This window comes from Variovorax rhizosphaerae, assembly GCF_037889975.1.
Taxonomy (GTDB): Bacteria; Pseudomonadota; Gammaproteobacteria; order Burkholderiales; family Burkholderiaceae_C; genus Variovorax; species Variovorax rhizosphaerae.
On record NZ_JBBKZT010000001.1, the window covers coordinates 1 to 24,910 of the forward strand.

The window sequence follows — 24,910 nt, forward strand, 5'->3', positions numbered from 1 at the left end:
TGTCGTTTGCGTTTGGCTTCACCCATCGGGTGAGTCTGCCAAATCAGCCTAACTCCCCGCCAGTGCTGGATTCCCGCACTATCGGACGGGGGTAACTGCCGTTTTTAGGTTTATTTGATGTCCACGCCATAGAAGGTGTGGCGGCCGAACGGGCTCAACTTGAAGTCGATGACTTCCTTGCGCACCGGCTTCAACTGCACGGCGTGCGCGATGGTGAACCACGGCGCCTGCTCCTTGAAGATCACCTGCGCCTTCTTGTAGAGCGCGTCGCGATCGGCCTGCTTGGGCACGTTCTTGGCCTTCAGCACCAGTTCCTCGTAAGGCTGGTAGCAGAATTTGGCGACGTTCGAGCCGTTGGACTGGGCCGATGCGCAGCCGAGCAGCGTGTACATGAAGTTGTCCGGATCGCCGTTGTCGCCGGTCCAGCCGAGCATGCCCATCTGATGTTCGCCGGCCTGCATGCGCTTGCGGTACTCACCCCATTCGAAGGTCTTGATCTCGGCCTTGACGCCCACCTTGGCGAGGTCGGCCTGCATCAGCTCGGCGATGCGCTTGGCGTTCGGGTTGTACGGGCGCTGCACCGGCATGGCCCACAGGTCGGTGGTGAAGCCGTCCGGGTGGCCGGCGGCGGCCAGCAGCTTCTTGGCGCCTTCCGGATCGTACGGATCGTCCTTGATCGCGTCGTTGTAGGACCACATCGTCGGCGGGATCGGATTCTTGGCGGCGACGCCGGCCGTGAGGTACACGCCATCGATGATGGCCTTCTTGTTGATGGCCATGTTGATGGCCTTGCGCACGCGCACGTCGTCGAAGGGCTTCTTGGTGGTGTTGTAGGCGAGGTAGCCGACGTTCAGGCCGGGTTGCTCGAGCACCTGCACGTTCGGGTCCTTGCGGATCGCATCGAGGTCAGCCGGATTGGGGTACGGCATGACGTGGCACTCGCCCTTTTGCAGCTTGGCCCAGCGCACCGACGCATCGGGCGTGATGGCGAAGATCAGGTCATCGATCTTGGCCTTGCCGCCCCAGTATTGCGGGAAGGCCTTGAAGCGGATGATCGCGTCCTTCTGGTACTGCACGAGGTAGAACGGACCGGTGCCGATCGGGTCCTGGTCCACCTTCTCGGGCGTGCCGGCCTTCAGCATGGCGATGGCGTATTCCTTCGACTGGATGCCCGCGTACTGCATGGCCAGGTTCGACAGGAACGGCGCCTCGGCCTTGTTGAGCACGATCTTGACCGTGTAGTCGTCAACGCGGTCGACCGACTTCAGCAGCTTGGACATGCCCATGTCGTTGAAGTACGAATGGTTCGGGCTCGTGACCTTGAAGAAGGGGTCGTTCTCCTTCCATTGGCGCTCGAGCATGAAGATGAAGTCGTCGGCGTTGAAGTCGCGCGTGGGCTTGAAGCTCTTGCTCGTGGTGTGCCACTTCACGCCCTTGCGCAAGTGGAAGGTGTACTCGGTCCCGTCGGCCGAGATGTCCCACTTCTCTGCCAGCCCAGGTATGACCTTGGTGCCGCCGCGCTCGAACTCGACGATGGTGTTGTAGACCTGCGTGGTCACGTCGAAGGAAGTGCCCGTGGTGTTCACGCCAGGATAGAAATTCTCCGGGCTGCCCTCGGAGCAATAGACGAGCGTCTTGGCCGCTGCGGCGCCACAGGCAAGCGCAAACGCAGCGGGAACGATCAGGGTGGCAGCGGCACGAATGCGGCGCGCAACGCGGGACTTGGCTTTCATTGCGGAAACTCCTTCAGACGGGAAACGGGAAAAGGTCTGCACGCCAACCATCAGGCCGGCGCAAGTTGCGGATTATGGGCACCGACAGGCGCGGCGCCATCCAGGAATTTCTCGGCGTGATGGCAGGACACCATGCGTTCGTCGAGCGCGCGCAGCACTGGGCGCTCGGCGCGGCAACGCTCGGTGGCGTGGGAGCAGCGCGTGTTGAAGACGCAGCCCGTGGGCGGGTTCAGCGGCGAAGGCAGTTCGCCCTGCAGCACGATGCGCTGGCCCGCGGCGAGACCCGGCGTCGAGGCGAGCAGCGCCTGCGTGTACGGATGCAGCGGCCGCGCGAAGATGCGCGACTTGGCGCCCTGCTCGACGACGTGGCCGAGGTACATCACCATCAGGTCATGCGCGATGTGGCGCACCACACCAAGGTCGTGCGAGATGAACAGGTAGGCCAGGCCGAGTTCATGCTGCAGGTCGGCCAGCAGGTTCAGCACTTGCGCCTGGATCGACACGTCGAGCGCGGACACCGGCTCGTCCGCCACCAGCAGGCGTGGCGACAGCATCAATGCACGCGCGATGGCGATGCGCTGGCGCTGCCCGCCCGAGAACATGTGCGGATAGCGGTTGGCATGCTCGGGGCGCAGGCCGACGCGCGACAACATCTCGCGCGCCTTGGCTGCGCGCTCGGTCTTGCCGAGGCTGGTGTTGATGGCCAGCGGATCTTCCAGCACCGCTGAGATCTTCTTGCGCGGATTGAGCGAGCCGTAGGGGTTCTGGAACACCAGTTGCACCGCCTGCCGCAACTCGCGCTTGCGTTCCGCTGGCGGATTCACTGCATCCATGCCGACGATGCTGAGCTGGCCCGCGGTCGGCTTCTCGATCAGCGTGACCATGCGCGCCAGCGTGGACTTGCCGCAGCCCGATTCGCCGACCACCGCCAGCGTGCGGCCCCGTTCGAGCCGGAACGAGACTTGGCCCACGGCCTGAAGATGCGCAGGCGCCTTGAACAGGCCGCGCTTGATGTCGTAGACCTTGCGCAGGCCCTTGGCTTCGGCGACGAGTTCCGTCGTCATTGCAGCGCATCCACCGGTTGCGGACCATCGCGCTGGATCAGGACTTCGCGGTTCGGGTCACCCAGGGCGTAGTGGCAGCGCACCTCGCCGCCTTCGCCTGCGGCAATGGGACGCAGCTCAGGGCGGACGGCGCGCGAATGGGCGGTGGCGTAGCTGCAGCGGGGGGCGAACAGGCAGCCGGCCGGGCGGTCATGCACCCCGGGCACGACACCGGCGATGGTGGCGAGTCGGCCCTCGGGCGCGGCACGTTCGGGCAGGGCGGCGAGCAGGGCCTCGGTGTACGGATGCTGCGGCCTTGCGAAGAGGCGGTCGACGCGCTGCTGCTCCACCACCTGGCCCGCATACATCACGGCCACGCGTTGTGCCATGTCGGCCACCACGCCCATGTTGTGGGTGATGAGCACCAGCGCCATGCCGCGCTCCTTCTGCAGGCTGCGCAACAGGTCGAGGATCTGCGCCTGGATGGTGACGTCGAGGGCAGTGGTCGGCTCGTCGGCGATCAGCAGGCGCGGATTGCAGGCGATGGCCATCGCGATCATCACGCGCTGGTTCATGCCGCCGGACAGCTGGTGCGGGAAGGAGTTGATGCGCGTCGCCGGCGCGGGGATGCCGACCTGCTCCAGCAACTCGATCGCTCGCTTGTGCGCGGCGCGCTTGTCCAGGTTCAGGTGCAGGCGCAGCGTCTCGATGATCTGGAAGCCGATCGTGAAGCACGGATTCAGGCTCGTCGTCGGCTCCTGGAAGATCATCGCCACGTCCTTGCCGACCAGCGTGCGGCGCGCGCGGTCGGACAGGCCGAGCAGGTCCTGGCCGGCAAAGCGCAGGTGCTTGGCGCGCACCTTGCCGGGGGAACCGATGAGTCCCATCAAGGCCATCATCGTCACGCTCTTGCCGGAGCCCGATTCGCCGACGATGCCGAGCACCTCGCCCTCGTCGACCTGAAGGCTCACGCCATCGACGGCATGCATGATGCCGCCCTGCGTGGGGAACTCGACGTGGAGGTCCTGGATTTCCAGAAGTGCCATGGGTTCTATCGCTTCAGCTTCGGGTCCAGCGCATCGCGCAGGCCGTCGCCCACCAGGTTGAAGGCCAGCACCGCGGCCAGGATGGCGAGGCCCGGGAAGGTCACGACCCACCAGGCGCGCAACACGAACTCACGCGCGTCCGCCAGCATCGTGCCCCACTCCGGCGAAGGCGGCTGCGCGCCGAGGCCGAGGAAGCCCAATGCGGCAGCGTCCAGGATCGCGGTCGACACGCCGAGCGACGCCTGCACGATCAACGGCGCGGCGCAGTTCGGCAGCACCTCGCGGAACATCAGCCGCAGCAGGCCGGCGCCGCTCAGGCGCGCGGCCGTGACGTAGTCGCGCGAGACTTCCGAGATGACCGCCGCACGCGTGATGCGCACGTAGTGCGGCAGCACGACGACCGCCACTGCGAGCATCGCGTTGATCAGTCCGGGGCCAAGGATCGCCACGATCACGATGGCCAGCAGCAGGCTCGGCAGCGTCAGCACGATGTCCATGAGCCGCATGATCGCGATCTCGACGATGCCGCGGAAGAAACCGGCGATCAGGCCCAGCGCAATGCCGACCGCCATCGACAGCGCCACCACCGCGACGCCGATCGACAGCGAGAGCCGCGAGCCCCACATCAGGCGCGACAGGATGTCGCGGCCGATGGCGTCGGTGCCGAGAAGGAACCGCATCGACCCCCCCTCCTGCCAGGCCGGCGGCCGCAGGAAGGCGGCGCTGTCGGTCTCGTTGGGCGCATGCGGCGCGATCCACGGCGCGAACACGGCCACGACCAGCAGCACCACGATCACGGCCAGTCCCATGACTGCGCCCTTGTTGGCCGAGAACGAGGTCCAGAACTCGCGCAGCGGGCCGGGCGGCGCGGACGCGCCGTTGACAACGGGGGATGCGAGTTCGGTCACTTCCTGATCCTCGGATTGATGACGCCATAGGCAACGTCGACGAGCAGGTTGACCAGCATCACGATCACGCCCAGCAACAGCATGCCGCCTTGCAGCACCGGATAGTCGCGCCGCCCGATCGCCTCGATCAGCCACTTGCCCACACCCGGCCAGGAGAAGATCGTCTCGGTCAGGATCGCGCCGGTGAACAGGACGCCGACCTGCAAGCCGATCACGGTCACCACCGGGATCAGCGCATTGCGCAGCGCATGCAGCGCCACCACGCGGAACTTCGACAGGCCCTTGGCGCGCGCCGTGCGGATGTAGTCCTCGCCGAGCACTTCGAGCATGGCCGATCGCGTCATGCGCGCGATCACCGCCAGCGGATTGGTGCCGAGCACGATGGCCGGCAGGATCAGGTGCTTGAGCGCCGACCAGAAGGCGCCCGGCTCGTCCGACTTGAGCGAGTCGATCAGCAGGAAGCCGGTGCTCGGCTCGACGAAGTACTGCACCGCGATGCGGCCCGACACCGGCGTCCATCCCAACTGCACCGAGAAGAACAGGATCAGCAGCAGCCCCCACCAGAAGATCGGCATCGAATAACCGGTCAGCGACACGGCCATCACGCCATGGTCGAACACCGAGTTGCGCCGCACCGCCGCGATGATGCCGGCCGGAATGCCCAGCAGCAGCGCGAACAGGATGGCGCACACCGCCAGTTCCACCGTCGCCGGGAACAGCGACAGGAACTCGCTCATCACCGGCTCCTGCGTGATCATCGACTTGCCGAGGTCGCCCTGCAGCACGCGCCACACGTAGATACCGTATTGCGTGATCAGCGGCTGGTCGAGCCCATAGGCCTTGAGCAATTCGGCATGGCGCGCCGCGTCGATGCCGCGCTCGCCGGCGAGCGTCTCGATCGGGTCGCCCGGCACCAGCCGGATCAGGAAGAAGGCCAGCATCGTCATGCCGATGAAGGTCGGCACGAGCAGGCTCAGGCGCGTGAAGATGAAGCGAAGCATTCGGCAGTGACTATGCAAGTCCAATGCCGGCCTCGACCTCCGGCTGAACCCTTACGACCTTTGTACAAACTCTGGCTCGCCCCCGTGATCTGCGCACTGCGTGCGCTCCTCCAACCCCCTACCGGGCGCGCATCCAGCGGCCCGGCGAAGCCGGTTCCGCGGATGCCCGCGAACGGCGTCGCTGCGCTCGCTTTGATCGCGCAACCACTCGGATGGACAACCCCTGCTCCGTCAGGGAGATGGAATGAGCGCCCCGTTGTGACGCGGACTTGGGCCGGGCGTTATCAGCGCAGCTCTCGACGCAGGATCTTGCCCACCGGCGTCTTCGGCAGGTCGGTGCGGAACTCGATCAGGCGCGGCTGCTTGTAGCCCGTGAGGTTGGTGCGGCAGAAGTCGCGCACCTGCTGCTCGGTGAGTTCCTCCGCCTTCTTCACGATGACCAGCTTGACGGCTTCGCCGGTCTTGTCGTCGGGCACGCCGACCACCGCGCATTCCATCACGCCGGGCATCATCGCGACCACTTCCTCGACCTCGTTCGGGAACACGTTGAAGCCGCTGACGATCACCATGTCCTTCTTGCGGTCGACCACCTTGAAGTAGCCGCGATCGTCCACGGTGCCGACGTCGCCGGTCTTGAAGTAGCCGTCGGGCGTCATGACCTTGGCCGTCTCGTCGGGGCGCTGCCAGTAGCCGGCCATCACCTGCGGGCCCTTGATGGCAATCTCGCCGCGCTCGCCGTGCGGGACTTCGTTGCCGTCGTCGTCGAGCAGCTTGATGTAGGTGCTGGACAGCGGCATGCCGATGGTGCCGGAGAACGCCTTGCTGGTGACCGGGTTGCAAGTGACCGATGGCGAGGTTTCCGACAGGCCGTAGCCCTCGACGATCGGGCAGCCGGTCTTGTCGAGCCACAGCTTGGCGACAGCGCCCTGCACCGCCGTGCCGCCGCCGACCGACACCTTCAGGTTGCGCCAGTTGACCAGGCCGAAGTCCGGGTGATTGGCCAGGCCGTTGAACAGCGTGTTGACCGCGGGAAAGCTGTGGAAGGTGTGCTTCGACAGTTCCTTCAGCACGGCCGGCAAGTCGCGCGGGTTGGGAATGAGGATGGTCTTTCCGCCGGTGCGCATGCCCAGCATCATGTTCACCGTGAAGGCGAAGATGTGATACAGCGGCAGCGCGCAGACGCTGGTGGATTGCTCGTTGGCCGGGATCGCGCGCATGACCGGGTCGTTCCACGCCTCCGACTGCAGCACGTTGGCGATCACGTTGCGATGCAGCAGCACCGCCCCCTTCGACACGCCGGTGGTGCCGCCGGTGTACTGCAGCAGGGCCACGTCATCGGGGCCGATCGCATGCTTGTCGAGCTTGCGCACGCTGCCCTTCTCGACCGCGTCGTTGAAGCGCACGGCGCCCGGCAGGCTGTACGACGGCACCATCTTCTTCACGTTGCGCACGACGTAGTTGACGATGAGGCCCTTCGGGAAGCCGAGCTGGTCGCCCATCGCGCACAGGACGATGTGCTTGACCTGCGTCGCCGCAACGCACTGCTGCAGCGTGGACGCGAAGTTCTCGATGATCACGATCGCCTTGGCGCCGGAATCCTTCAACTGGTGCTCCAGCTCGCGCGGCGTGTAGAGCGGATTCACGTTGACGATCACCAGGCCCGCGCGTAGCACGGCGGCCACAGCGATCGGGTACTGCGGGATGTTCGGCATCATCAGCGCGACGCGGTCGCCCTTGACCAGGCCGAGGTTCTGGAAATACGCCGCGAGCGCCGCGCTCATCTTGTCGGTCTGCGCGTAACTCAAGTCCTTGCCCATGAAGCTGTAGGCAATGCGCTCGGAGTAGCGCGAGAAGCTCTCCTCCATCAATCCCACCAGGGAGGTGTATTGCGAGGCATCGATGTCGGCAGGCACGCCTTCGGGATAGCTCGCGAGCCAAGGACGATCGGTCATTTTTTGAATCTCCAAAACGGGAAAAGGCATGCGCAGCCGCTGGGCGTGCGCATGCCGGTATTAGACCAAAGCCGCGAAGGGGTCGACCGGGCATTGTCAGCCCGGCGACAGGGGGCGGGGGCCTGATCGCGCGATATCCGGAGATCGCGTTGCGCGGCCAAGGGGTTGGATGCAAGGCGCCCGTGCGCAGCAAGGCTTCGGCCTTGCAAGCGCGGGCAACGCCGCAGACGGCCCCTTGGCCACGCAACCCGAAGGGAAGGCACGCCACGGCGCGCCCCTCTGCGTTGCGCTCCTTGCGTGTGCCAATGCACACGCGGCGTCACGCGCCTTGATGGTCACGCCGTGGCATGCCTTCGCGACTCCGGATATCGCGCGAACAGGCCCCTACTCGATCGCCTTGCCCATGTCCTCGACCACCTTCTTGGCGTCGCCGAAGACCATCATGGTCTTGTCCATGTAGAACAGCTCGTTGTCCAAGCCGGCGTAACCGGCGGCCATGGAGCGCTTGTTCACGATCACCGTCTTGGCCTTGTAGGCCTCCAGGATCGGCATGCCGTAGATCGGCGTGCCCTTGGTGAGCGCGGCCGGGTTCACCACGTCGTTGGCGCCCAGGATGATGGCCACGTCGGCCTGCGCGAACTCGCCGTTGATGTCTTCCATCTCGAAGACCTGGTCGTAGGGCACCTCGGCCTCGGCCAGCAGCACGTTCATGTGGCCTGGCATGCGGCCGGCCACCGGGTGGATCGCGTACTTCACGGTCACGCCCTTGTGGATCAGCTTCTCGGCCAGTTCATTGACCGCGTGCTGCGCCCGCGCCACCGCAAGGCCGTAGCCCGGCACGATGATCACGGTCTCGGCGTTGGACAGCATGTAGGCCGCGTCGTCGGCGCTGCCGCTCTTGACCGGGCGCTGCTCCTTGGCGCCGCTGGTCGCAGCGACCGCCTCGCCGCCGAAGCCGCCCAGGATCACGCTGAAGAACGAGCGGTTCATCGCCTTGCACATGATGTAGCTCAGGATCGCACCCGAGGAGCCCACCAGCGAACCGGCCACGATCAGCATCGCGTTGTTCAGCGAGAAGCCGATGCCCGCCGCCGCCCAGCCCGAATAGCTGTTGAGCATCGACACCACCACCGGCATGTCCGCGCCGCCGATCGGGATGATGATCAGCACGCCCATCACGAAGGACAGCAGCACCATCAGGAAGAAGGCCAGCCAGCTTTCGGTGAAGACGAACACCAGGCCCAGGCCGATGGTGATCAGGCCCAGCACCAGGTTGACCATGTGCTGGCCCTTGAACTGCACCGGCGCGCCCTGGAACAGGCGGAACTTGTACTTGCCCGAGAGCTTGCCGAAGGCGATGACCGAGCCGCTGAAGGTGATCGCGCCGATGGCCGCACCCAGGAACAGTTCCAGTCGGTTGCCGGCGGGAATCGCGAAGCGCAGGAAGCCGTCGACGATCATCGCGCCTTCCGGCGTGTTGACCGTGCCCGCCGCCTGCACTGGCAGCGGCGTGATGCCGAAGGCCCAGGGCTCGACCACCGCGGCCACGGCGATGAACACCGCCGCCATACCGATCATGCTGTGGAAGAACGCGACCAGTTCGGGCATGGCCGTCATCTCGACCGTCTTGGCCCGGTAGGCGCCGTAGCCGCCGCCGGCCAGCAGGCCCAGCAGCACCCAGCCCATGCCGACCAGGTTTCCGGCAGAGAGCTGCAGGACCAGCGCGGCCGTGGTCAGGATGGCGATGGCCATGCCGACCATGCCGAACATGTTCCCGCGGATCGAGGTCGTGGGATGCGACAGGCCCTTCAAGGCCTGGATGAAGCAGATGCTGGCGACGAGGTACAGCAGCGTGACGACGTTCATGCTCATTTGGCTGCCTCCTTGGCGGCCGGAGCCTTCTTCTCTTTCTTCTTGAACATCTCCAGCATTCGCCGCGTGACAAGGAAGCCACCGAAGACATTCACCGCGGCCAGCGCCACGGCCAGCACGCCCATGGTCTTGCCGAAGACGGAGCTGGTCATCGCGGCCGCCAGCATCGCGCCGACGATGACGATCGCGGAAATCGCATTGGTCACGGCCATCAGCGGCGTGTGCAGCGCGGGCGTGACGGTCCAGACCACGTGGTAGCCCACGTAGATGGCCAGCACGAAGATGATCAGGTTGATGACTGTGTGGGAGACGGGATCCATGGCTTCTTCCTCCTCGTTATGTGCGGGTGACCTGGCCGTCCTGCGTCATGCGGCAGGCGGCGACGATGTCGTCCTCGAGGTCGATCTTCAGCGCGCCTTCCTTGGTGATGACCAGCTTCAGGAAGTCGAGCACGTTGCGCGCGTAGAGGGCCGAGGCGTCGGCTGCGACGAGCGCGGCGAGGTTGGTCTCACCCACCAGCGTCACACCATGCTTGATCACCGTCTTGTCGGCTTCGGAAAGCGGGCAGTTGCCGCCGATGCCGTCAGGACCCTTGCCCGCGGCGATGTCGACGATGACCGAGCCGGCCTTCATCGACTTGACCATGTCCTCGGAAATCAGCGTCGGTGCCGCGCGACCCGGGATCAGCGCGGTGCTGATCACGATGTCGGCCAGCGCCACGCGCTTGGCCACCTCGACCTGCTGGCGTGCGAGCCAACTCGGCGGCATCGGCTTTGCATAGCCGCCGACGCCGACCGCGGCTTCCTTCTCTTCATCGGTGTCGTAGGAGACCTCGATGAACTTGGCGCCCAAGGATTCGATCTGTTCCTTCACGCTCGGGCGCACGTCGCTGGCCTCGATGACCGCGCCCAGGCGCTTGGCCGTGGCAATGGCCTGCAGGCCGGCCACGCCGACGCCGAGGATCACTACACGCGCGGCCTTCACGGTACCGGCCGCCGTCATCAGCATCGGGAAGAAGCGTTGGTAGCGGTCCGCCGCGATCATCACGGCCTTGTAGCCAGCGATGTTGGCTTGCGAAGAGAGCACGTCCATGCTTTGCGCGCGGGTGGTGCGGGGTGCGGCTTCCAGCGCGAAGCTGGTGAGGCCGGCGCTCGCCAGGCGTTGCAGCCCAGCGGCATCGAACGGATTGAGCATGCCGACAACGACGGTGCCGGGCTTCATGCGCGCGGCTTCGGCATCGCTCGGCGTTCGCACCTTCAGCACGATGTCGGCGGCGAAGGCGCCATCGGCATCGGTGATCTCGGCGCCCGCCGCCTGGTAGGCGGCGTCAGTGACGCTGGCAGCAACGCCGGCGCCCGATTGCACGCGGACCGTATGGCCCTGCGCTGTGAGTTTTTTCGCCGTTTCGGGCGTGACCGCCACGCGGGTCTCGCCGGCGGTTGTTTCGCCGGGCACACCAATCAGCATAGTTATTTCTCCTCGGGCCAAGCCCCTCGGTACCTCGATGACATTCGGCGCAGACTTTAACTTAGGACCCCCTCTTGTCACGCTTTGTGCTGCATTTGAACGTCCAGCTACATTTTTGATAGCGAATGTTCCGGTTGCGGTTTAATGCTGTCGGGGACCGAAAATTGGTACTTTTGACTAATTCTGACTGTAGTTGACGTTTGAAGCCGCGCTTCGTGCGGAAGTTGACAGTTGAAATCGGTCGGGAGTGTGTCGCGTCACAAAGACAACCCCTAGACTCGGAAGTTCTAATAAAACGCAAGGGATTGGAATGCGAATCGCAGCGCTCGATGATGAGCCGTCACAGCTCGAGCTGATACGGCACACGATGGAAGGCATCGGACACGAATGCCATGGGTACACCGAAGGGAAGACACTGCTGCGCGATCTACGACAGCAAAGCTTCGACCTCCTCATCCTTGACTGGACGCTGCCGGAAGTCTCCGGCCCGACGATCGTCAAGTGGATCCGCCAGGATCTCGCCAGCCGACTGCCCATCCTGTTCGTGACGAACCGTCGCGAAGAAGCCGACATGGTCGAGGGCCTCAGCGCCGGTGCCGACGACTTCATGGTCAAGCCGATCCGCGTGGGCGAACTCGAAGCGCGCGTCAAGGCGCTGTTGCGTCGCGCATATCCGAGCCAGCACGAGGCCGAAGTCCTGTTCGGGCCCTACCACTTTCACCTCAATTCGCGCACCCTTCACGTCAACGGCGCACCGATCGAGCTGAAGCACCGCGAATACGAACTCGCGCTGTTCCTGTTCCAGAACATCGGCCGGTTGCTGTCGCGCGAGCATCTGCGTGAAGCGGTCTGGGGCATGGGTCCGGACGCGCCCTCCCGCTCGCTGGACACGCACATGTCGCGCCTGCGCACCAAGCTCGACCTGCGCCCGTCCAACGGCTTCCTGCTATCGGCAGTCTACGGCCTGGGCTATCGCCTCGAAGCCATCGACGTCGATTCGCTCAACTCGATGCCGTCGAGCCAACCCGGCTCCCTCAGCGCGATCGCCTGAGTTCGCCATGTCCACGCCAGGCTGGTCACGCGCGGCTGCAGCGTTGCTGCTGACGACGGTGCTGGGGGGCACCGGCGTTTGGGCCGCCCCCGCGGGTTTCGTGCAGCACCGCGTGATCGCGGGCGAGACCCTGGCATCCATCGGCGAGCGCTACCTCCGTACGCCGACCCTCTGGCGCGAGCTTCAATCGATCAACAACATCGCCGATCCGCAGAAGCTCGTGCCGGGCAGCATCGTGAAGCTGCCACGTCGGCTGGTGCGTCCGGCGGGCCTGGCGGTTGCGCAGGTGGAGTTTGTGCAGGGCGCGACCACGGGAGCCATGCCGGCAGCCAAGGACGTCGCGCCAACGCCGCTCGCCACCGGCGACGCGGTCACCGAGGGCACCAAGCTCAACGTCCCCGAAGACGGCTACCTCCGGCTCAAGCTGGCGGACGGTTCGGTGGTGCGGGTGCTGGCCGATTCCGATGTGGAACTCAAGCGCCTGCGCGGCAAGCGCCCCGGCGCCTCCTACCAGTCGGTGATCGAGGTGCACAAGGGCAAGGTCGAGTCCGAGGTGGCGCCGCAGCCCAAGGGCCGGACCTTCGAGGTGCAGGCGCCGGGCGCGGTTGCCAGCGTGCGCGGCACCCGGTTCGACGTGGCCATCGGCCATGAAGGCCAGATGTGCGCCGCGGTCACCGAAGGCACGGTGCTGATGAAGCCGCGCAAGGCGCGCAAGAACGGCAAGACGGCGATGGTGGCGGCCGGGCAAGGGGCCGTGTTCGATGGCAAGGGCAAGCTGGCTTCGCGCCAGTCGCTGCCGGATGCACCCGACCTCTCGCCGCTGCCGCAGGAATTCCAGGACCCGAACGCACTCGCGATGGCGATGGCGCCACTGACCGTGACCGGCAGTGGCTACGAAGTGCGCATCGCGCGCGACGAACGGCTGCACGAGGTCGTGCGCAATGGCGTCTTCAAGAGCGAGAAGGTGAGGTTCGCGGCACTCGAGGACGGCAACTACACGGTCGGCGTCCGGACGATCAATCCCGATGGCCTGGCCGGGCCGGAGTCGCACCGTGCGATCCGCGTGCATGCCAACCCGGTTCCACCGCTCTACCAGAGCCCGGCGCCTGGCGGCCGCGTCACCAGTGAAACCGGCCAACTGGTCTGTTCCGAAGTGGCGGGCGCCGGTGGCGTGCTGTTCGAGGTGGCGAGCGATGCCGACTTCCGCAACGTGCGACTGCACGACGTGCGCTCGGGCGATTGCCGCATCGGCATTGCCGCGCTGCCGCCCGGCAACTACTGGTGGCGCGTGGCTTCGCTGCCGAAGGGCGGCGGGGAAGCGCAGCGCGGCCCGTTCGCGGCCGGGCAGGCTTTCACCATCGCCGTGGCGCCGACGACCGGCGCCGTCGACATCGACGACAGCGGCGAAAGCCCGACCTTGCGCTGGCAAGCCGGCACTGGCGACAAGTTCCGCGGCCAGTTGGCACGGGACGAGGCCTTCACCCAAGTGGTGGCCGATGTCGAACTGGCATCGCCCGCGTGGACCCTGAGCGGCCAGCCGCGCGGCCAGTATTTCGTGCGACTGCAGGCACGCGACGCCGACGGGCTGGCGGGGCCGTTTTCGCCGGCACGCCGCGTGCGCATTGGCGCCGTGGTGCGCGACGGCTTTGGCGGCGGACTGACGACGAGCGACGGCGCGCCCATCGAGCGGCCGTAGACCGTGCCTTTCCGGCACGCGCCAAGGCAACGCCGGAGGCCGCCCGCAGCGCGGTTCCGGCACATGAGGGACTTGTTCGGCTTGACCTAAGATTGCGCGCAGTGCCCACCTTCCATGCCGTACCAGCCGCCTGCGCCTTCTGAGTCCAGCCTCCGCCAGCGATGGTGGCGCAGTGTCCGCAAGCGGGTTCCGTGGCTCTTGCTGTCGGTCGGCATGCTCAGCTTCGTCGCGTTCCTGGTCATCACGCAGCCGCTGCCGCGCGTCGACCGCATGCTGCAGGACAACGCGCGGGCCGAGGTCAGCCAGGCCCCCACCAGCGACATCGTGATCGTCGCGATCGACGAGAAGAGCATCGAGGCGATCGGCCGCTGGCCTTGGCGCCGCGCACTGCACGCGGAGTTGCTGCGCCGCATCGCCGCCGATTCGCCGCGGTGCATCGGCCTCGACCTGCTGATGACGGAGCCCGACAACGAGCATCCCGGCGACGACCGGGTGCTGGCCAACGGCATCTCGGACAGCGGCTGCGTGGTGCTGCCGATGGCGCTGCAGGTGCGCGGTGGCAACATGCAATACGAGTTGCTTCCGCTGCCGGCGCTGGCCGACGCGGCGACGGCCCTGGGTCATAGCCACGTGTCCATCGACGAGGACGGCGTGGCTCGCACGGTCTACATGCACGAGGGCTTCGCGGGCCGCTTCTGGCCGCACTTCACCAAGGCCATCGAGGAAGCGGCCAATGCCTACGCCAAGGGCACGCCCTTGCCGCCTGCCCCCAATCCGCACACCCAGCCCAGCGAACCGACCGGCCCCTGGCTGCGCGAGGACCATCAGGTTGTCGTGTTCACACGGGGCGACCCGCCTTTCAAGACGGTCTCGTATGTCGACGTGATCCGTGGCGCGGTGCCCAAGGGCACTTTCACCAACCGCTACGTATTGGTCGGTACCACAGCCGCCGGGCTGGGCGACCTCTACGCCACCTCGGCAACTTCGGCGCGGGGCCTCACGCCCGGCGTCACGATCTTCGGCAGCGTGCTGCAGGGCCTGATCACTGACCGGCAAGTGGTGCTGGCGACGACGGCGCAGGACCTGGCGTTCAACCTAGGCCCGCTGGTGGTGGCGCTGCTGGGCCTGCTGTGGCTGCGCCCGGTCGGCGTGGTGATCCTGATCTGTTCGATGCTGGCGTTGCGCCTGGGACTGCATGCGTCGCGGCCGCTGGTCGGCATCCAGTTCGCGCCGGCGGCGGGATTCTTCGGGCTGCTGCTGGTGTATCCCTTGTGGAGCCTGATGCGGCTGACGGCCGCCATCCGCTACCTGCGCTGGGGCACCGAGCAACTCAACCAGGCGATGAGCGGCCTGCCGCCGCGGCCGCTGCGCCCGCTGAGCGGCGACTTCCTCGACCGCGAGATGGCCGTCACTTCGCAGGCCGGCCTGCGCATGCGCGACCTGCAGCGCTTCATCCGCGACGGCATCGACCACCTGCCCGACGCGACCATGATCCTGAGCCCCGTCGGGATGGTCTTCCTCGGCAACATTGCGGCATCGCGGCACTGGCAGGCCGGACCGAACGGGCTGGTCGGCCGCGACGCCCACGAACTGTTGGCCGACCTGCGCTGGCGCACCACCGAGGCGCCGATGATGCCGCCGGGCGCGCTGGTGGGACGCGATCCGAAGCCGATCCTCGGCGAGGGGCAGGATTCGCAGGGGCGCTCCTTGCTGCTGCGTTGCGTGCCCTTCCACAACGCCGCCAATTCGCACGCGGGTTGGATGGTGGCGCTGGTCGACATCACGCGCATGCGCCAGATACAGAGCCAGCGCGACGAGGCGCTGCGTTTCATCTCGCATGACATCCGCGAGCCGAGCGCGGCGATCCTCACCATCCTGGAACTGCTGCGCGCCAACCCTGGTGCGCTGAGCGACGCGCAGGTGCAGCAGCGCATCCGGCGCCATGCGGAGACCGGCCTGGAACTGGCCGACGGCTTCGTGAACCTGGCGCGCGCCGAGGCGCAACCCTTCCACCCCGAGATGCTCGACGTCGTCAGCCTGCTGGAACAGACCGTCGACGACGCCTGGGCGCAGGCCCGCAAGCGCAACGTGCAGATCGTGCTGGTCAACAACGTCGAAGAGGCCCTGTGCCTTGTCGACCGCAGCCTGCTGATGCGCGCGCTGAAGAACGTGCTGAGCAATGCGCTGAAGTACTCGCCCTCCGGCGCGGACCTGCGCTGCCATGTCATCGAGCGCCCGGAGCACTGGGCGCTGGCCATCCAGGACCACGGACCCGGCATTCCGCTGGCGATGCAGTCGCAGCTGTTCCAGCCCTTCCACCGCCTGCACAGCGAGTCGCATCCCGAGGTGCATGGTGTCGGCCTGGGACTGTTGCTTGTGCGCACCGTGGCGCAGCGCCACGGCGGCACTGTCGAGATCGACAGCGTGGAGAATGAGGGCTGTACCGTGACGCTGGTGCTGCCCAAGCCCACCGCTGCGGAGCTTGCCGCACTCGGCGACGACAAGGAAGACCTATGAATCGACCCCTGACGATCCCCATGCTGCTCGGCTTGACGCTGCTCATCGGCTGGCTGGCCCCGGCCCACGCACAGGAAGTGGAAGCCAGCGACATGGTGCGCGGCGGCATGCAGGTGATCCAGATGGTCGACCAGGGCAAGACCGGCGAGCTGTGGGACGGCGCCACGGCGGCGGCGAAGAAGCAGGTGGCCCGCAGCGAATTCATGACCCAGATCTCCAAGGCGCGTGGGCCGCTGGGTGCGCCGCTGCAGCGTACCTGGGTCGCGGTCAACCGGCAGGTGGTGGCCGACAACAATGCCGACGTGGCCGGGCAGTACGTCAGCGTCGAGTACGAGACCCGCTTCACCAACATGGCCGGCAAGAGCAATCCCACGATGCGCGAGCTGGTGAGCTTTCACCTGGACCGCGACAAGATCTGGCGGTTCAGCGGTTATCTCCTGAGGTAGCACGATGCACAACCCCGAGATGCCCGCCAGCCCGGTGCGCTGGAAGCCCAACGTGACCGTTGCCGCGGTGATCGAGCGCGACGGGCGCTTCCTGCTGGTGGAGGAGCACACCGCGGGCGGCCTCAAGCTCAACACGCCGGCCGGCCACCTCGACCCCGGCGAATCGCCGGCCGAGGGCTGCGCCCGCGAGGCGCTGGAAGAGACTGCGCATCACTTCACGCCGACCGCGCTGGTGGGGGTGTACATGGCGCGCTTCCAGAAGGTCGCGGGCGGCGAGGACGTGACCTATATGCGCTTCGCCTTCAGCGGCGATCTGGGCGCCTTCGAACCCGAGCGCCCGCTCGACACCGGCATCGTGCGCACGCTCTGGCTCACCATCGACGAAATCCGCGCCAGCACCGAGCGGCACCGCAGCCCGCTGCTGCTGCAATGCATCGAGGACTACCTGGCCGGCCAGCGCTATCCGCTGGGGCTGATCCATGTCGATCCGTCCGTCACGCTGCCAAATCTCACGGCGTAAGCGACGCAGCGACCGTTTCCCTTCCTGAAGCACGGCGGAACCGACTGTGCAGGGCCGCTGGTGTTGCCCCCGGTAGGGGTGAGAGCCGCGAAGCGGTGACCTGGGGGCGAGCAACAATCTCCGCACGGCGGCGCCACCTTGGCCGAGGCTGGGACAATCGCGCGGTCATGCAAAAAAAGCAGCGCATCGTTGTCGGTCTGAGTGGCGGAGTCGACTCCGCGGTCACGGCGCACCTGCTCAAGCAGCAGGGCCACGAGGTCATCGGCATCTTCATGAAGAACTGGGAGGACGATGACGACAGCGAATACTGCTCGTCGAACATCGACTTCGTGGATGCCGCCGCGGTGGCCGACGTGCTGGGCATCGAGATCGAGCACGTCAACTTCGCGGCCGACTACAAGGACCGCGTCTTCGCCGAGTTCCTGCGCGAGTACCAGGCCGGCCGCACGCCCAACCCCGACGTGCTGTGCAATGCCGAGATCAAGTTCAAGGCCTTCCTCGACCATGCGATGCGCCTGGGCGCCGGGAAGATCGCGACGGGCCACTACGCCCGGGCGCGCTTCAACGAGGCCACGCAGAAGCATGAGCTGCTGAAGGGCCTGGACCCGTCGAAGGACCAGAGCTACTTCCTGCACCGCCTGAACCAGGCTCAGTTGTCGAAGACGCTGTTCCCGGTCGGCGAACTGCACAAGACCGAGGTGCGCCGCATCGCCGACGAGATCGGCCTGCCGAATGCGAAGAAGAAGGACTCGACCGGCATCTGCTTCATCGGCGAACGGCCCTTCCGCGAGTTCCTCAACCGCTACATCAGCAAGGCGCCGGGCCCGATCAAGGATGCGCGCGGACGCACCATCGGCGAGCACCAGGGCCTGAGCTTCTACACGCTGGGGCAGCGCCAGGGACTGGGCATCGGCGGCGTGAAGGAGAAGGGCGCGCAGCGCGGCAGCGGCGACCACTCGCCGTGGTTCGTGGCGCGCAAAGATGTCGAGAAGAACACGCTGTGGGTGGTGCAAGGCCATGACCATCCCTGGCTGCTGAGCCATTCGCTGGAAGCCGACGACACGAGCTGGGTGGCCGGGCCGGCGCCGGTCGCGGGCGAATACGCGGCCAAGTCGCGCTACCGGCAGGCCGATGCGGATTGCGCGCTGGGCGACGGCGCCAACGGCCGCATCCGGCTCGACTTTCCGCATGCGCAGTGGGCCGTGACGCCGGGGCAGTCGGCCGTTCTGTACGACGGCGAGGTTTGCCTCGGCGGCGGCGTCATCGCACTGGCCGGCTGAACAAGCCCAAGCGCAAAGCGACTGCGGGGGCGCGTGAGCGACACGCCGCGCACAAAAGCCCTGCGCATGCGCTCATCCAGCGAGTAGCATCGCCCGACGGGACAACACTCAAGGAGAAGGCAACATGGCCAAGAGCGGACTATCAATCCTCGACCCATTGGAGATGTGGCGCGACGCGCTCGCGCAATGGGAAGGCACGGCCAACAAGGTGGCCGGCAAGCAGTTGAAGACGGAAGAGTTCACGAAGGTGCTGCACTCGGTGTCGGGCGCGACGATGAGCATGCAGCAGGCCCTCACCAAGGCCAACAAGACCGTGCTCAAGGAAATGAACCTGGCCAGCCGCGACGACCTGACCGAGATCGGCGAGCGTCTGCATCGCATCGAGGACATGCTGGAGTTCCTGTGCCGCCAGGTGAGCGGCAAGTCGCCAGCGGCATCCGCCCCGGCACCGATGCCGCCGCGCACACGCGTGCCGCCGACGGCCGGTGCAGCGCCCGCCCCCGCGCCCACGCCCGCCGTCCCGGCTGCCGCAGCGCCTGCGGTGGAAGCGACCACGACGAGCGTCGCCAGCGTGCCGCCCAAGGCCCCGGCCAAGCCCAAGGTCAAGGCTGTCGCAAAACGCGCCACCGAGGCAGCGCCAGCGACAAAGCGCCCGGCCCGCAAGAAGGCCTGACCATGTCCAGCAGTCCCAAGGCGGAAGCGGCGCCGGACCCATCGTGGGTCTCGCGTGCACGCGAAGAGATCGACCGCGCCGTCAAGCGCAGCATCAAGGCCGCGCAATTCCTGACCGCGGAGCCGGCGACGGTCGGCACCACCCCCAAGGACGTGATCTACAGCCGCGGCACGCTGAGCCTCTACCACTACCGGCCGATGGCCGACGAGATCTACCGGATCCCGTTGCTGCTGGTCATGGCCACCACCAACAAGGCCTACATCTTCGACCTGGCGCCGGGGCAGAGCCTGGTGGAGTTCCTGCTCAAGGCCGGCTATGACGTCTACGTGATGGACTGGAATCCGCCGCGCCCCGACGAGGCCGGCTTGCGCTTCGAGGACTACACGCAGCGCTTCATCCCGGACTGCGTGCGCCGGGTGCAGGAAGACTCCGGCGTGCAGGACGTCAACATGATCGGCTACTGCATGGGGGGCGTGCTGGCGACCATGTACGCGGCGACGCACACGGACGGGCCGGTGAAGAACCTGGTGTGCTTCACCACGCCGGTCGACTTCAGCAAGATGACGGACTTCCAGGTCTGGTCGGACAAGCGGCACTTCAAGGTCGACAAGATGGCCAACGCGTTCGGCATCGTGCCGGCGCCGATCATCACCGGCGGCTTCGATGCATTGCGGCCCACCGGTCGCCTGACCGGCAACATCCGCCTCTGGGACAACCTCTGGAACGACGAGTACGTCAGGCAGTACCGCATGATGGACCGCTGGGGTGCCGAGACGCTGCCGCTGGCGGGCGCGTATTTCGCGCAGACCATCAAGACGCTGATGTGGGGCAACGAGCTCTACAAGGGCACGCTGAAGGTCGGCGGCAAGACGGTCGACCTGGGCAACATCAAGCTGCCGTTGCTGTCGATCGTGGCCGAGCACGACCACATCGTGCCGTATGCCGCCGCGCATCCGCTGATGGAAAAGGTCGGCTCGACCGACAAGGAAGAAGTGATTCTGAAGGGAGGACACGTGAGCCTGGTGGCGGGACCGAACGCCGTCAAGCGCATGTGGCCGAAGCTGGACCAATGGCTCGGAGGACGATCGACATGAAGAAGGCGACAAGCGCCCCCAAGGCAGACGCGGCGCACACCTACCCGCACAACCTGGACTGCAATGGCACCGACGTGCAGATCGACCTGCTGCGCGCCGGCGACGAGGACGAGCTGATGGCCTTTGCGCAAGCACTGCCGGAACACGACCTGCTGTTCATGTCGCGCGACATCGGGCAGCCGCGCGTGATGAAGGCCTGGATCCGCGAATCCGTGGAACTGCGCCGCATGCCGAGCCTGGTCGCACGCGCCCGCGGCAAGGTGATCGGCTGCACCGCGCTGATGCACGACGACCATTCGTGGTCGCCGCACATGGGCGAGTTGCGCGTGGTGGTCAGCGCCGACGCGCGCGGCCTGGGACTGGGCCGGCACCTGATCCAGGAAGGCTTCGTGCAGGCGCTGTCGATCGGCCTGGAGAAGCTCGTGGCCCAGATGACGACCGACCAGCGCGGCGCGATCGCGCTGTTCGAGAGCATGGGCTTCCGGCCCGAGGCGCTGCTGGCCGCGCACGTGCGCGACCGCAGCGGGCGCAAGCACGACATCGTGATGCTGAGTCATGACGTGGCGGCTGCGCAAGGGCGGATGGCGGTGATGGGGTTGGGGGAGTAGCGGCGAGTTGTGCAACGCGATCGTTCGCTGATCGCGATGGACCGGGCTCATGTTCATCAGGAGGTTCTGCGTGAAGCGTGAGCCACGGGTTCACAGGCACGTGGTGACGCGCACTTTGTTGACAGCGGCGCTTCTTGCTGCGATTTCTGTCGACGCTTGTGCTGATGGGCATTGCACACAGGGATCAGAGACTGAACCACCTGTGTGTCCGCTTTCCCTGGCATCCATCCAACAGCTCGTCATCACGGAGAACGGCGCGAAGTCCAGGTTGGAAAGCGATCCCTCGGTGAAGTGCTCGGGATTCGTTGTGTCGGAGCGCTTGGTCCGGCGCTTCCTGCGACAAGCGAAGCGTGTTCCCGGCGATGCAGGGCATTCGACGCTGGACTGGTCGCCCTGCCATGCCGCGGGCACCGTGCGCTTTGCGGATGGACGGCAGGCGCGCTGGTCCGTGACACAGTTTCGCGTCGGGTCACTGACCTTTGATGGGCAAGCCGAGCAAACGCTCTACTGCAAGACTTGCAGGACGCAGCCGTTCGTCTGGTAGGCGCCGGTCACGCGTCGGCTGACGGGGCGTTGCGACAGCAGAGTTTTCTCACGGCGCCTGACAGCAGCAACACCACGCCCAGCGCACCAATGCCGGCGAGCACGCCCACCAGTCGCTCGAATGCAGGCCGGCTGTCGATGGTCCAGCCACTGTCCTGCACGAACACCATCAGGAAGGCGACGCTGAATTGCGTTGCCATGTAGCGCACGACGGGCGCGCCGCCCTGGAGATACGCACCGAGCCAGGCGCCCGCGCACAGGGTGAGCAGGCACCCCAGCGCGTGCCCTTCGAGCAGCGGTAGCAAGGCCCAGGCGATGGCGCCCGCGGCGAGGCATCCCGAGACGCGCTGCGCCATGCGCTGCACGACGCGGCCCTGCACATCCGGCATCGCCGCACCGGCTTCGAGCGGCACCACCAGCACCGCGATGGTGGTCACCAGCGCCTGGGCAAATGAGCCGAGGTGCTCGACCAGCAGGATGACCGAGAGGATCGCCACGACGACGGCGCCGTGGAGCGCATGCAGCGCGATGCCGCGCGCCTGCGCCGGCGATTCGGAAAGGCGGCCGGCGAGCCAGTGCGAGCCAGGATCGATCGCGGGGACCGCGGCGCTGCGCCGGAAGACCGTGGACAACACGCGCTGGTCGGTCAGCACTGCCACGACGATGCAGGCCAGGGTGCCGAGCAGGATGTTCGCGATGCGTTCCAGCGCAAAAGCACCGAGGCCGGCCGGGCCCGCCAGCGCCTCGCACATCACCATCGCGAAGGTCACCAGGGCCAGCACCCAGGCGTAGCTGTGGGGCCAGCGCAGCGCGGCATAGAGGCCGCCCCATGCGGCCATCGTCATGAGGACGACGAACAGCAACGGATGCGATGCACCAAGCGGCCCCAGCACGAAGCCAAGCGCCGCTCCAAACAACGTGCCCGCGATGCGCAGGGTGCCCCGGTAGAGGGACGCGCCAAAGTCGGCCTGCATCACCATGAACGCAGTGATGGCCGCCCACCATGCATCGTGCAGGTCCAGCGCGTGGGCCGCGGTCACCGCGATCAGCACCGACAGCACCGGCCGCGCGGCGTGCAACGCGCGCGGACTGCGCCACGAGAACGCTCGAAGCTCGTCGCGCAGGCCGAGGGCGAGGTCAGCGAGGATGGATGCGGGCATGCCGCGAAGCTAAATCAAACCGGGACGCAGCGGTCGCCAGGCTGCCAGGACGACGACGAATCCGCCAGGCGGGCCGGGCCGGCGTACGCGCCATGCGAGAGATGCAGCGGATCCGGCCTACACCTTCGACAGCGCACTCTCCCGCACTTCCGCGAGCAACCCATAGGAATGCAGCCGCGCCTGGTGGTCGAACACCTGCGAGGTGATCATCAATTCATCGGCGCCGGTGCGCGCGATGAAGGCGTTGACCGACTCGCGCACCGTGTCGGGCGCGCCGACCGCCGAGCAGGCCAGCACCGAATCGAGCAAGGCCCGCTCGGAAGGACCGACGCGCTCGTAGTACCCCTCCACCGGCGCCGGCAGGCGACCCGGCCGGCCGCTGCGCAAGTTCACGAAGGCCTGCTGCCAGGACGTCGCGTGGAAGCGCGCCTGCTCGTCGGTGTCGGCCACGAACACGTTGAAGCCCAGCATCACGTACGGCTTCTGCAATTGCGCCGAGGGCTTGAAGGTCTTCCGGTAGATCTCGACGGCCTGCATCATCTGCTGCGGCGCGAAGTGCGAGGCAAAGGCATAGGGCAGGCCCAGGTGCGCCGCCAGTTGCGCGCCGAAGGTGCTGGAGCCGAGGATCCACACCGGCACTTCCAGACCCATCCCCGGCACCGCGCGCACGGCCTGCCGCGGGCTCTTCGACATGAAGTCCATCAGTTCGACCACGTCCTGCGGGAACTGGTCCGAGTCGGAATCGAGGTTGCGCCGCAGCGCCTGCGCGGTGCGCTGGTCGGAGCCCGGCGCGCGGCCGAGGCCGAGGTCGATGCGGCCGGGGTAGAGCGACTCGAGCGTGCCGAATTGCTCCGCGATGACGAGTGGCGAATGGTTCGGCAGCATCACGCCGCCGGCGCCGATGCGGATGGTCGAGGTGCCGGCGCCGACGTACGCGAGCAGCACGGCGGTCGCCGCGCTGGCGATGCCGGGCATGCCGTGGTGCTCGGCCAGCCAGTAGCGGCGGTAGCCGAGCCTTTCGCCATGCTGGGCGAGCGCGAGCGAGTTGCGGAAGGAATGCGCGGCGTCGCCGCCTTCGCAGATGGGCGAGAGGTCGAGGATGGAAAGGGGAAGCATCGCGGCATGATGCCGCAGGACGCGGGCCGATGCAGCGGCAGGGCTGTTGCGATGAGCGAGAGCGGGCGATGCCTGTTCGTGGGCATCCGCGGAACCGGCTTTGCCGGGTCGCTGGGTGCGCCCCATTCAGGGGCTGAGGGCCGCGGCTCCAAGCCTGCCTGCGCATGGCTGGACGGCCCGCAAGAGCAGCCGCCTCTGGCGGCCGCCCGGGCGCCGCAGGCGCTGCGGGGGTGTGCTCAGTTCACCGACTGGCGAACTCGAAGATCAGGTCCGAGATCTCCTTCTTGCTGTGCGCGCCCTGGCCCTGCTTGTAGCTGCCCTTCTTCAGCATGTCGCTCTTGCTCGACATCAGCATCGACAGGATTTCCTCGAACTGCGCGTTGCCGACGTTGTTGACGTCCTTGGGCTGGGCGCTTTCGTCGAACTTGAAGCCGAACAGGTGATCCTTGCGGCCTTCCATGACCTTCTTCGACGTGCTGGTGGCACTCTGCGTCACCGTGCGGCCTTCCAGGCTCACTTCGCAGAGAAAGTACGCACCCGGGATCTTGACGATGGGTCGGAAGTTGGGCGTCCTGAGGTCCTGGAGCACGTACACGACGCCGCCGGGCTTCAACACCCGCGCGGCGCTCTGCGTGAAGCTCTGGACCAGCGCGGCCGTCGCCCCCTTGTCGTCGTCGTTGGTCGGGCCCAGCCAAGCGATGGCGTCGAAGCGCCGGGTCTTGAATCTGGTTTCCAGCTTGGTGCCGTCGACGCCCTCCTTGACATGCAAGGTGTGCTTTCCGTCGTATTTCTCGGCCAACGTATGCAGCTCCGGTCCGGCAAGGTAGGAGGTGAGGTAGACCTCGCAGTTCTCGATCCCCATCCGGGTCAGGAACTCCAGTTCGACCTTGCCATCGATTGCGCCAACGAAGAGCACCTTTTTCGACATGGAACCTCCTGGAAGAGCCAGTGCGGCCGGGTTCGCGGACGCGAGAGCGCCATGGTATTCGCTTCGGTTCCTGTGCAAAAGAACCTTGGCGGCTATTGAGCCTCGGGACGGTTTGCCTGTCGTGATGGAAGCGTTCGCGGCGGCACGCGCGCGATGTTCCGTCATGGCGATCCCTTCATGCACCCCACGCCTTTGTCCCATTGCGACCCATCGATGCCTAAGCCCGGATGGCGATGCGGACTTCGGTCGCAATCAC

General features: G+C 66.5%; 21 protein-coding genes. 9 read left to right on the forward strand and 12 right to left on the reverse strand.

The genetic code is table 11. The annotated features are described in order from the left end of the window. Nucleotides 1–110: 110 nt before the first annotated feature. The 9 genes from WKW82_RS00005 to WKW82_RS00045 all read right to left on the reverse strand — a co-directional run bounded on the left by WKW82_RS00005 (nucleotide 111) and on the right by WKW82_RS00045 (nucleotide 11,022). Nucleotides 111–1,733: an ABC transporter substrate-binding protein gene (locus tag WKW82_RS00005; RefSeq protein WP_340340199.1), complete on the reverse strand. Its 1,623-nt coding sequence runs from the start codon at nucleotides 1,731–1,733 to the stop codon at nucleotides 111–113. Between the two features lie 50 nt (nucleotides 1,734–1,783). Next, nucleotides 1,784–2,797 carry a peptide ABC transporter ATP-binding protein gene (locus WKW82_RS00010; RefSeq protein WP_340340200.1) on the reverse strand — a complete coding sequence of 338 codons (1,014 nt, stop codon included), beginning with the start codon at nucleotides 2,795–2,797 and terminating at the stop codon, nucleotides 1,784–1,786. Then, nucleotides 2,794–3,822 (reverse strand): ABC transporter ATP-binding protein, encoded by a 1,029-nt coding sequence (locus WKW82_RS00015; RefSeq protein ID WP_340340201.1) that lies wholly within the window; start codon nucleotides 3,820–3,822, stop codon nucleotides 2,794–2,796. The genes WKW82_RS00010 and WKW82_RS00015 overlap by 4 nt, the downstream gene beginning before the upstream one ends. 5 nt (nucleotides 3,823–3,827) lie before the next feature. Further along, nucleotides 3,828–4,730, reverse strand: a complete 903-nt coding sequence (locus tag WKW82_RS00020) for an ABC transporter permease subunit (protein WP_340340202.1) — start codon at nucleotides 4,728–4,730, stop codon at nucleotides 3,828–3,830. Next, the gene (locus tag WKW82_RS00025; protein WP_340340203.1) at nucleotides 4,727–5,731 is read right to left on the reverse strand and encodes an ABC transporter permease subunit; all 1,005 of its coding nucleotides are present in this window, start codon (nucleotides 5,729–5,731) and stop codon (nucleotides 4,727–4,729) included. The genes WKW82_RS00020 and WKW82_RS00025 overlap by 4 nt, the downstream gene beginning before the upstream one ends. 284 nt (nucleotides 5,732–6,015) lie before the next feature. Next, nucleotides 6,016–7,683 (reverse strand): long-chain-fatty-acid--CoA ligase, encoded by a 1,668-nt coding sequence (locus tag WKW82_RS00030; RefSeq protein WP_340340204.1) that lies wholly within the window; start codon nucleotides 7,681–7,683, stop codon nucleotides 6,016–6,018. Between the two features lie 384 nt (nucleotides 7,684–8,067). Then, nucleotides 8,068–9,555 (reverse strand): NAD(P)(+) transhydrogenase (Re/Si-specific) subunit beta, encoded by a 1,488-nt coding sequence (locus WKW82_RS00035; protein ID WP_340340205.1) that lies wholly within the window; start codon nucleotides 9,553–9,555, stop codon nucleotides 8,068–8,070. Next, on the reverse strand, nucleotides 9,552–9,875 hold the full coding sequence (locus WKW82_RS00040) for an NAD(P) transhydrogenase subunit alpha part 2 (protein ID WP_340340206.1): 324 nt from the start codon (nucleotides 9,873–9,875) through the stop codon (nucleotides 9,552–9,554). The genes WKW82_RS00035 and WKW82_RS00040 overlap by 4 nt, the downstream gene beginning before the upstream one ends. A 16-nt stretch (nucleotides 9,876–9,891) precedes the next feature. Further along, nucleotides 9,892–11,022: a Re/Si-specific NAD(P)(+) transhydrogenase subunit alpha gene (locus WKW82_RS00045; RefSeq protein ID WP_340340207.1), complete on the reverse strand. Its 1,131-nt coding sequence runs from the start codon at nucleotides 11,020–11,022 to the stop codon at nucleotides 9,892–9,894. Between the two features lie 310 nt (nucleotides 11,023–11,332). Here WKW82_RS00045 and WKW82_RS00050 point away from each other — a divergent pair, with 310 nt between their 5' ends. From WKW82_RS00050 to WKW82_RS00090, 9 genes are all read left to right on the forward strand, one after another. After that, complete coding sequence (locus WKW82_RS00050) at nucleotides 11,333–12,073, forward strand: response regulator transcription factor (protein WP_340340208.1); 741 nt, start codon at nucleotides 11,333–11,335, stop codon at nucleotides 12,071–12,073. Nucleotides 12,074–12,080: 7 nt separating this feature from the next. After that, nucleotides 12,081–13,769, forward strand: a complete 1,689-nt coding sequence (locus WKW82_RS00055) for a FecR domain-containing protein (protein WP_340340209.1) — start codon at nucleotides 12,081–12,083, stop codon at nucleotides 13,767–13,769. A 213-nt stretch (nucleotides 13,770–13,982) separates the two neighbouring features. Further along, a complete protein-coding gene (locus tag WKW82_RS00060) occupies nucleotides 13,983–16,286 on the forward strand; it encodes a CHASE2 domain-containing protein (RefSeq protein ID WP_340340210.1) in 2,304 nt (767 codons plus the stop codon). Then, nucleotides 16,283–16,732, forward strand: a complete 450-nt coding sequence (locus WKW82_RS00065; RefSeq protein WP_340340211.1) for a DUF4019 domain-containing protein — start codon at nucleotides 16,283–16,285, stop codon at nucleotides 16,730–16,732. The genes WKW82_RS00060 and WKW82_RS00065 overlap by 4 nt, the downstream gene beginning before the upstream one ends. Nucleotides 16,733–16,736: 4 nt before the next feature. Further along, nucleotides 16,737–17,252 carry an NUDIX hydrolase gene (locus WKW82_RS00070; RefSeq protein ID WP_340340212.1) on the forward strand — a complete coding sequence of 172 codons (516 nt, stop codon included), beginning with the start codon at nucleotides 16,737–16,739 and terminating at the stop codon, nucleotides 17,250–17,252. Nucleotides 17,253–17,419: 167 nt separating this feature from the next. Continuing rightward, nucleotides 17,420–18,532: a tRNA 2-thiouridine(34) synthase MnmA gene (gene mnmA, locus WKW82_RS00075; RefSeq protein WP_340340213.1), complete on the forward strand. Its 1,113-nt coding sequence runs from the start codon at nucleotides 17,420–17,422 to the stop codon at nucleotides 18,530–18,532. A 124-nt stretch (nucleotides 18,533–18,656) separates the two neighbouring features. Next, nucleotides 18,657–19,205, forward strand: a complete 549-nt coding sequence (locus WKW82_RS00080; protein ID WP_340340214.1) for a poly(R)-hydroxyalkanoic acid synthase subunit PhaE — start codon at nucleotides 18,657–18,659, stop codon at nucleotides 19,203–19,205. A 2-nt stretch (nucleotides 19,206–19,207) separates the two neighbouring features. Then, nucleotides 19,208–20,299 carry a PHA/PHB synthase family protein gene (locus WKW82_RS00085; RefSeq protein ID WP_340340215.1) on the forward strand — a complete coding sequence of 364 codons (1,092 nt, stop codon included), beginning with the start codon at nucleotides 19,208–19,210 and terminating at the stop codon, nucleotides 20,297–20,299. Further along, a complete protein-coding gene (locus WKW82_RS00090) occupies nucleotides 20,296–20,907 on the forward strand; it encodes a GNAT family N-acetyltransferase (RefSeq protein ID WP_340340216.1) in 612 nt (203 codons plus the stop codon). The genes WKW82_RS00085 and WKW82_RS00090 overlap by 4 nt, the downstream gene beginning before the upstream one ends. Nucleotides 20,908–21,458: 551 nt before the next feature. Here WKW82_RS00090 and WKW82_RS00095 read toward each other — a convergent pair. The 3 genes from WKW82_RS00095 to WKW82_RS00105 form a co-directional block, all read right to left on the reverse strand. Then, a complete protein-coding gene (locus WKW82_RS00095; protein ID WP_340340217.1) occupies nucleotides 21,459–22,610 on the reverse strand; it encodes an FUSC family protein in 1,152 nt (383 codons plus the stop codon). A gap of 117 nt (nucleotides 22,611–22,727) precedes the next feature. Next, entirely contained in the window at nucleotides 22,728–23,726 is a 999-nt protein-coding gene (locus WKW82_RS00100; protein ID WP_340340218.1) for an LLM class flavin-dependent oxidoreductase, read from the reverse strand. A 241-nt stretch (nucleotides 23,727–23,967) separates the two neighbouring features. Then, complete coding sequence (locus WKW82_RS00105; RefSeq protein ID WP_340340219.1) at nucleotides 23,968–24,654, reverse strand: hypothetical protein; 687 nt, start codon at nucleotides 24,652–24,654, stop codon at nucleotides 23,968–23,970. Nucleotides 24,655–24,910: the final 256 nt, after the last annotated feature.

Bases quoted from the DNA above. Each gene is read 5' to 3' on its own strand.
- WKW82_RS00005 (WP_340340199.1), bottom strand. From the start codon at position 1,733: ATGAAAGCCAAGTCCCGCGTTGCGCGCCGCATTCGTGCCGCTGCCACC.
- WKW82_RS00010 (WP_340340200.1), bottom strand. From the start codon at position 2,797: ATGACGACGGAACTCGTCGCCGAAGCCAAGGGCCTGCGCAAGGTCTAC.
- WKW82_RS00015 (WP_340340201.1), bottom strand. From the start codon at position 3,822: ATGGCACTTCTGGAAATCCAGGACCTCCACGTCGAGTTCCCCACGCAG.
- WKW82_RS00025 (WP_340340203.1), bottom strand. From the start codon at position 5,731: ATGCTTCGCTTCATCTTCACGCGCCTGAGCCTGCTCGTGCCGACCTTC.
- WKW82_RS00030 (WP_340340204.1), bottom strand. From the start codon at position 7,683: ATGACCGATCGTCCTTGGCTCGCGAGCTATCCCGAAGGCGTGCCTGCC.
- WKW82_RS00035 (WP_340340205.1), bottom strand. From the start codon at position 9,555: ATGAGCATGAACGTCGTCACGCTGCTGTACCTCGTCGCCAGCATCTGC.
- WKW82_RS00040 (WP_340340206.1), bottom strand. From the start codon at position 9,875: ATGGATCCCGTCTCCCACACAGTCATCAACCTGATCATCTTCGTGCTG.
- WKW82_RS00045 (WP_340340207.1), bottom strand. From the start codon at position 11,022: ATGCTGATTGGTGTGCCCGGCGAAACAACCGCCGGCGAGACCCGCGTG.
- WKW82_RS00050 (WP_340340208.1), top strand. From the start codon at position 11,333: ATGCGAATCGCAGCGCTCGATGATGAGCCGTCACAGCTCGAGCTGATA.
- WKW82_RS00055 (WP_340340209.1), top strand. From the start codon at position 12,081: ATGTCCACGCCAGGCTGGTCACGCGCGGCTGCAGCGTTGCTGCTGACG.
- WKW82_RS00060 (WP_340340210.1), top strand. From the start codon at position 13,983: ATGCTCAGCTTCGTCGCGTTCCTGGTCATCACGCAGCCGCTGCCGCGC.
- WKW82_RS00065 (WP_340340211.1), top strand. From the start codon at position 16,283: ATGAATCGACCCCTGACGATCCCCATGCTGCTCGGCTTGACGCTGCTC.
- WKW82_RS00070 (WP_340340212.1), top strand. From the start codon at position 16,737: ATGCACAACCCCGAGATGCCCGCCAGCCCGGTGCGCTGGAAGCCCAAC.
- mnmA (WP_340340213.1), top strand. From the start codon at position 17,420: ATGCAAAAAAAGCAGCGCATCGTTGTCGGTCTGAGTGGCGGAGTCGAC.
- WKW82_RS00080 (WP_340340214.1), top strand. From the start codon at position 18,657: ATGGCCAAGAGCGGACTATCAATCCTCGACCCATTGGAGATGTGGCGC.
- WKW82_RS00085 (WP_340340215.1), top strand. From the start codon at position 19,208: ATGTCCAGCAGTCCCAAGGCGGAAGCGGCGCCGGACCCATCGTGGGTC.
- WKW82_RS00090 (WP_340340216.1), top strand. From the start codon at position 20,296: ATGAAGAAGGCGACAAGCGCCCCCAAGGCAGACGCGGCGCACACCTAC.
- WKW82_RS00095 (WP_340340217.1), bottom strand. From the start codon at position 22,610: ATGCCCGCATCCATCCTCGCTGACCTCGCCCTCGGCCTGCGCGACGAG.
- WKW82_RS00100 (WP_340340218.1), bottom strand. From the start codon at position 23,726: ATGCTTCCCCTTTCCATCCTCGACCTCTCGCCCATCTGCGAAGGCGGC.
- WKW82_RS00105 (WP_340340219.1), bottom strand. From the start codon at position 24,654: ATGTCGAAAAAGGTGCTCTTCGTTGGCGCAATCGATGGCAAGGTCGAA.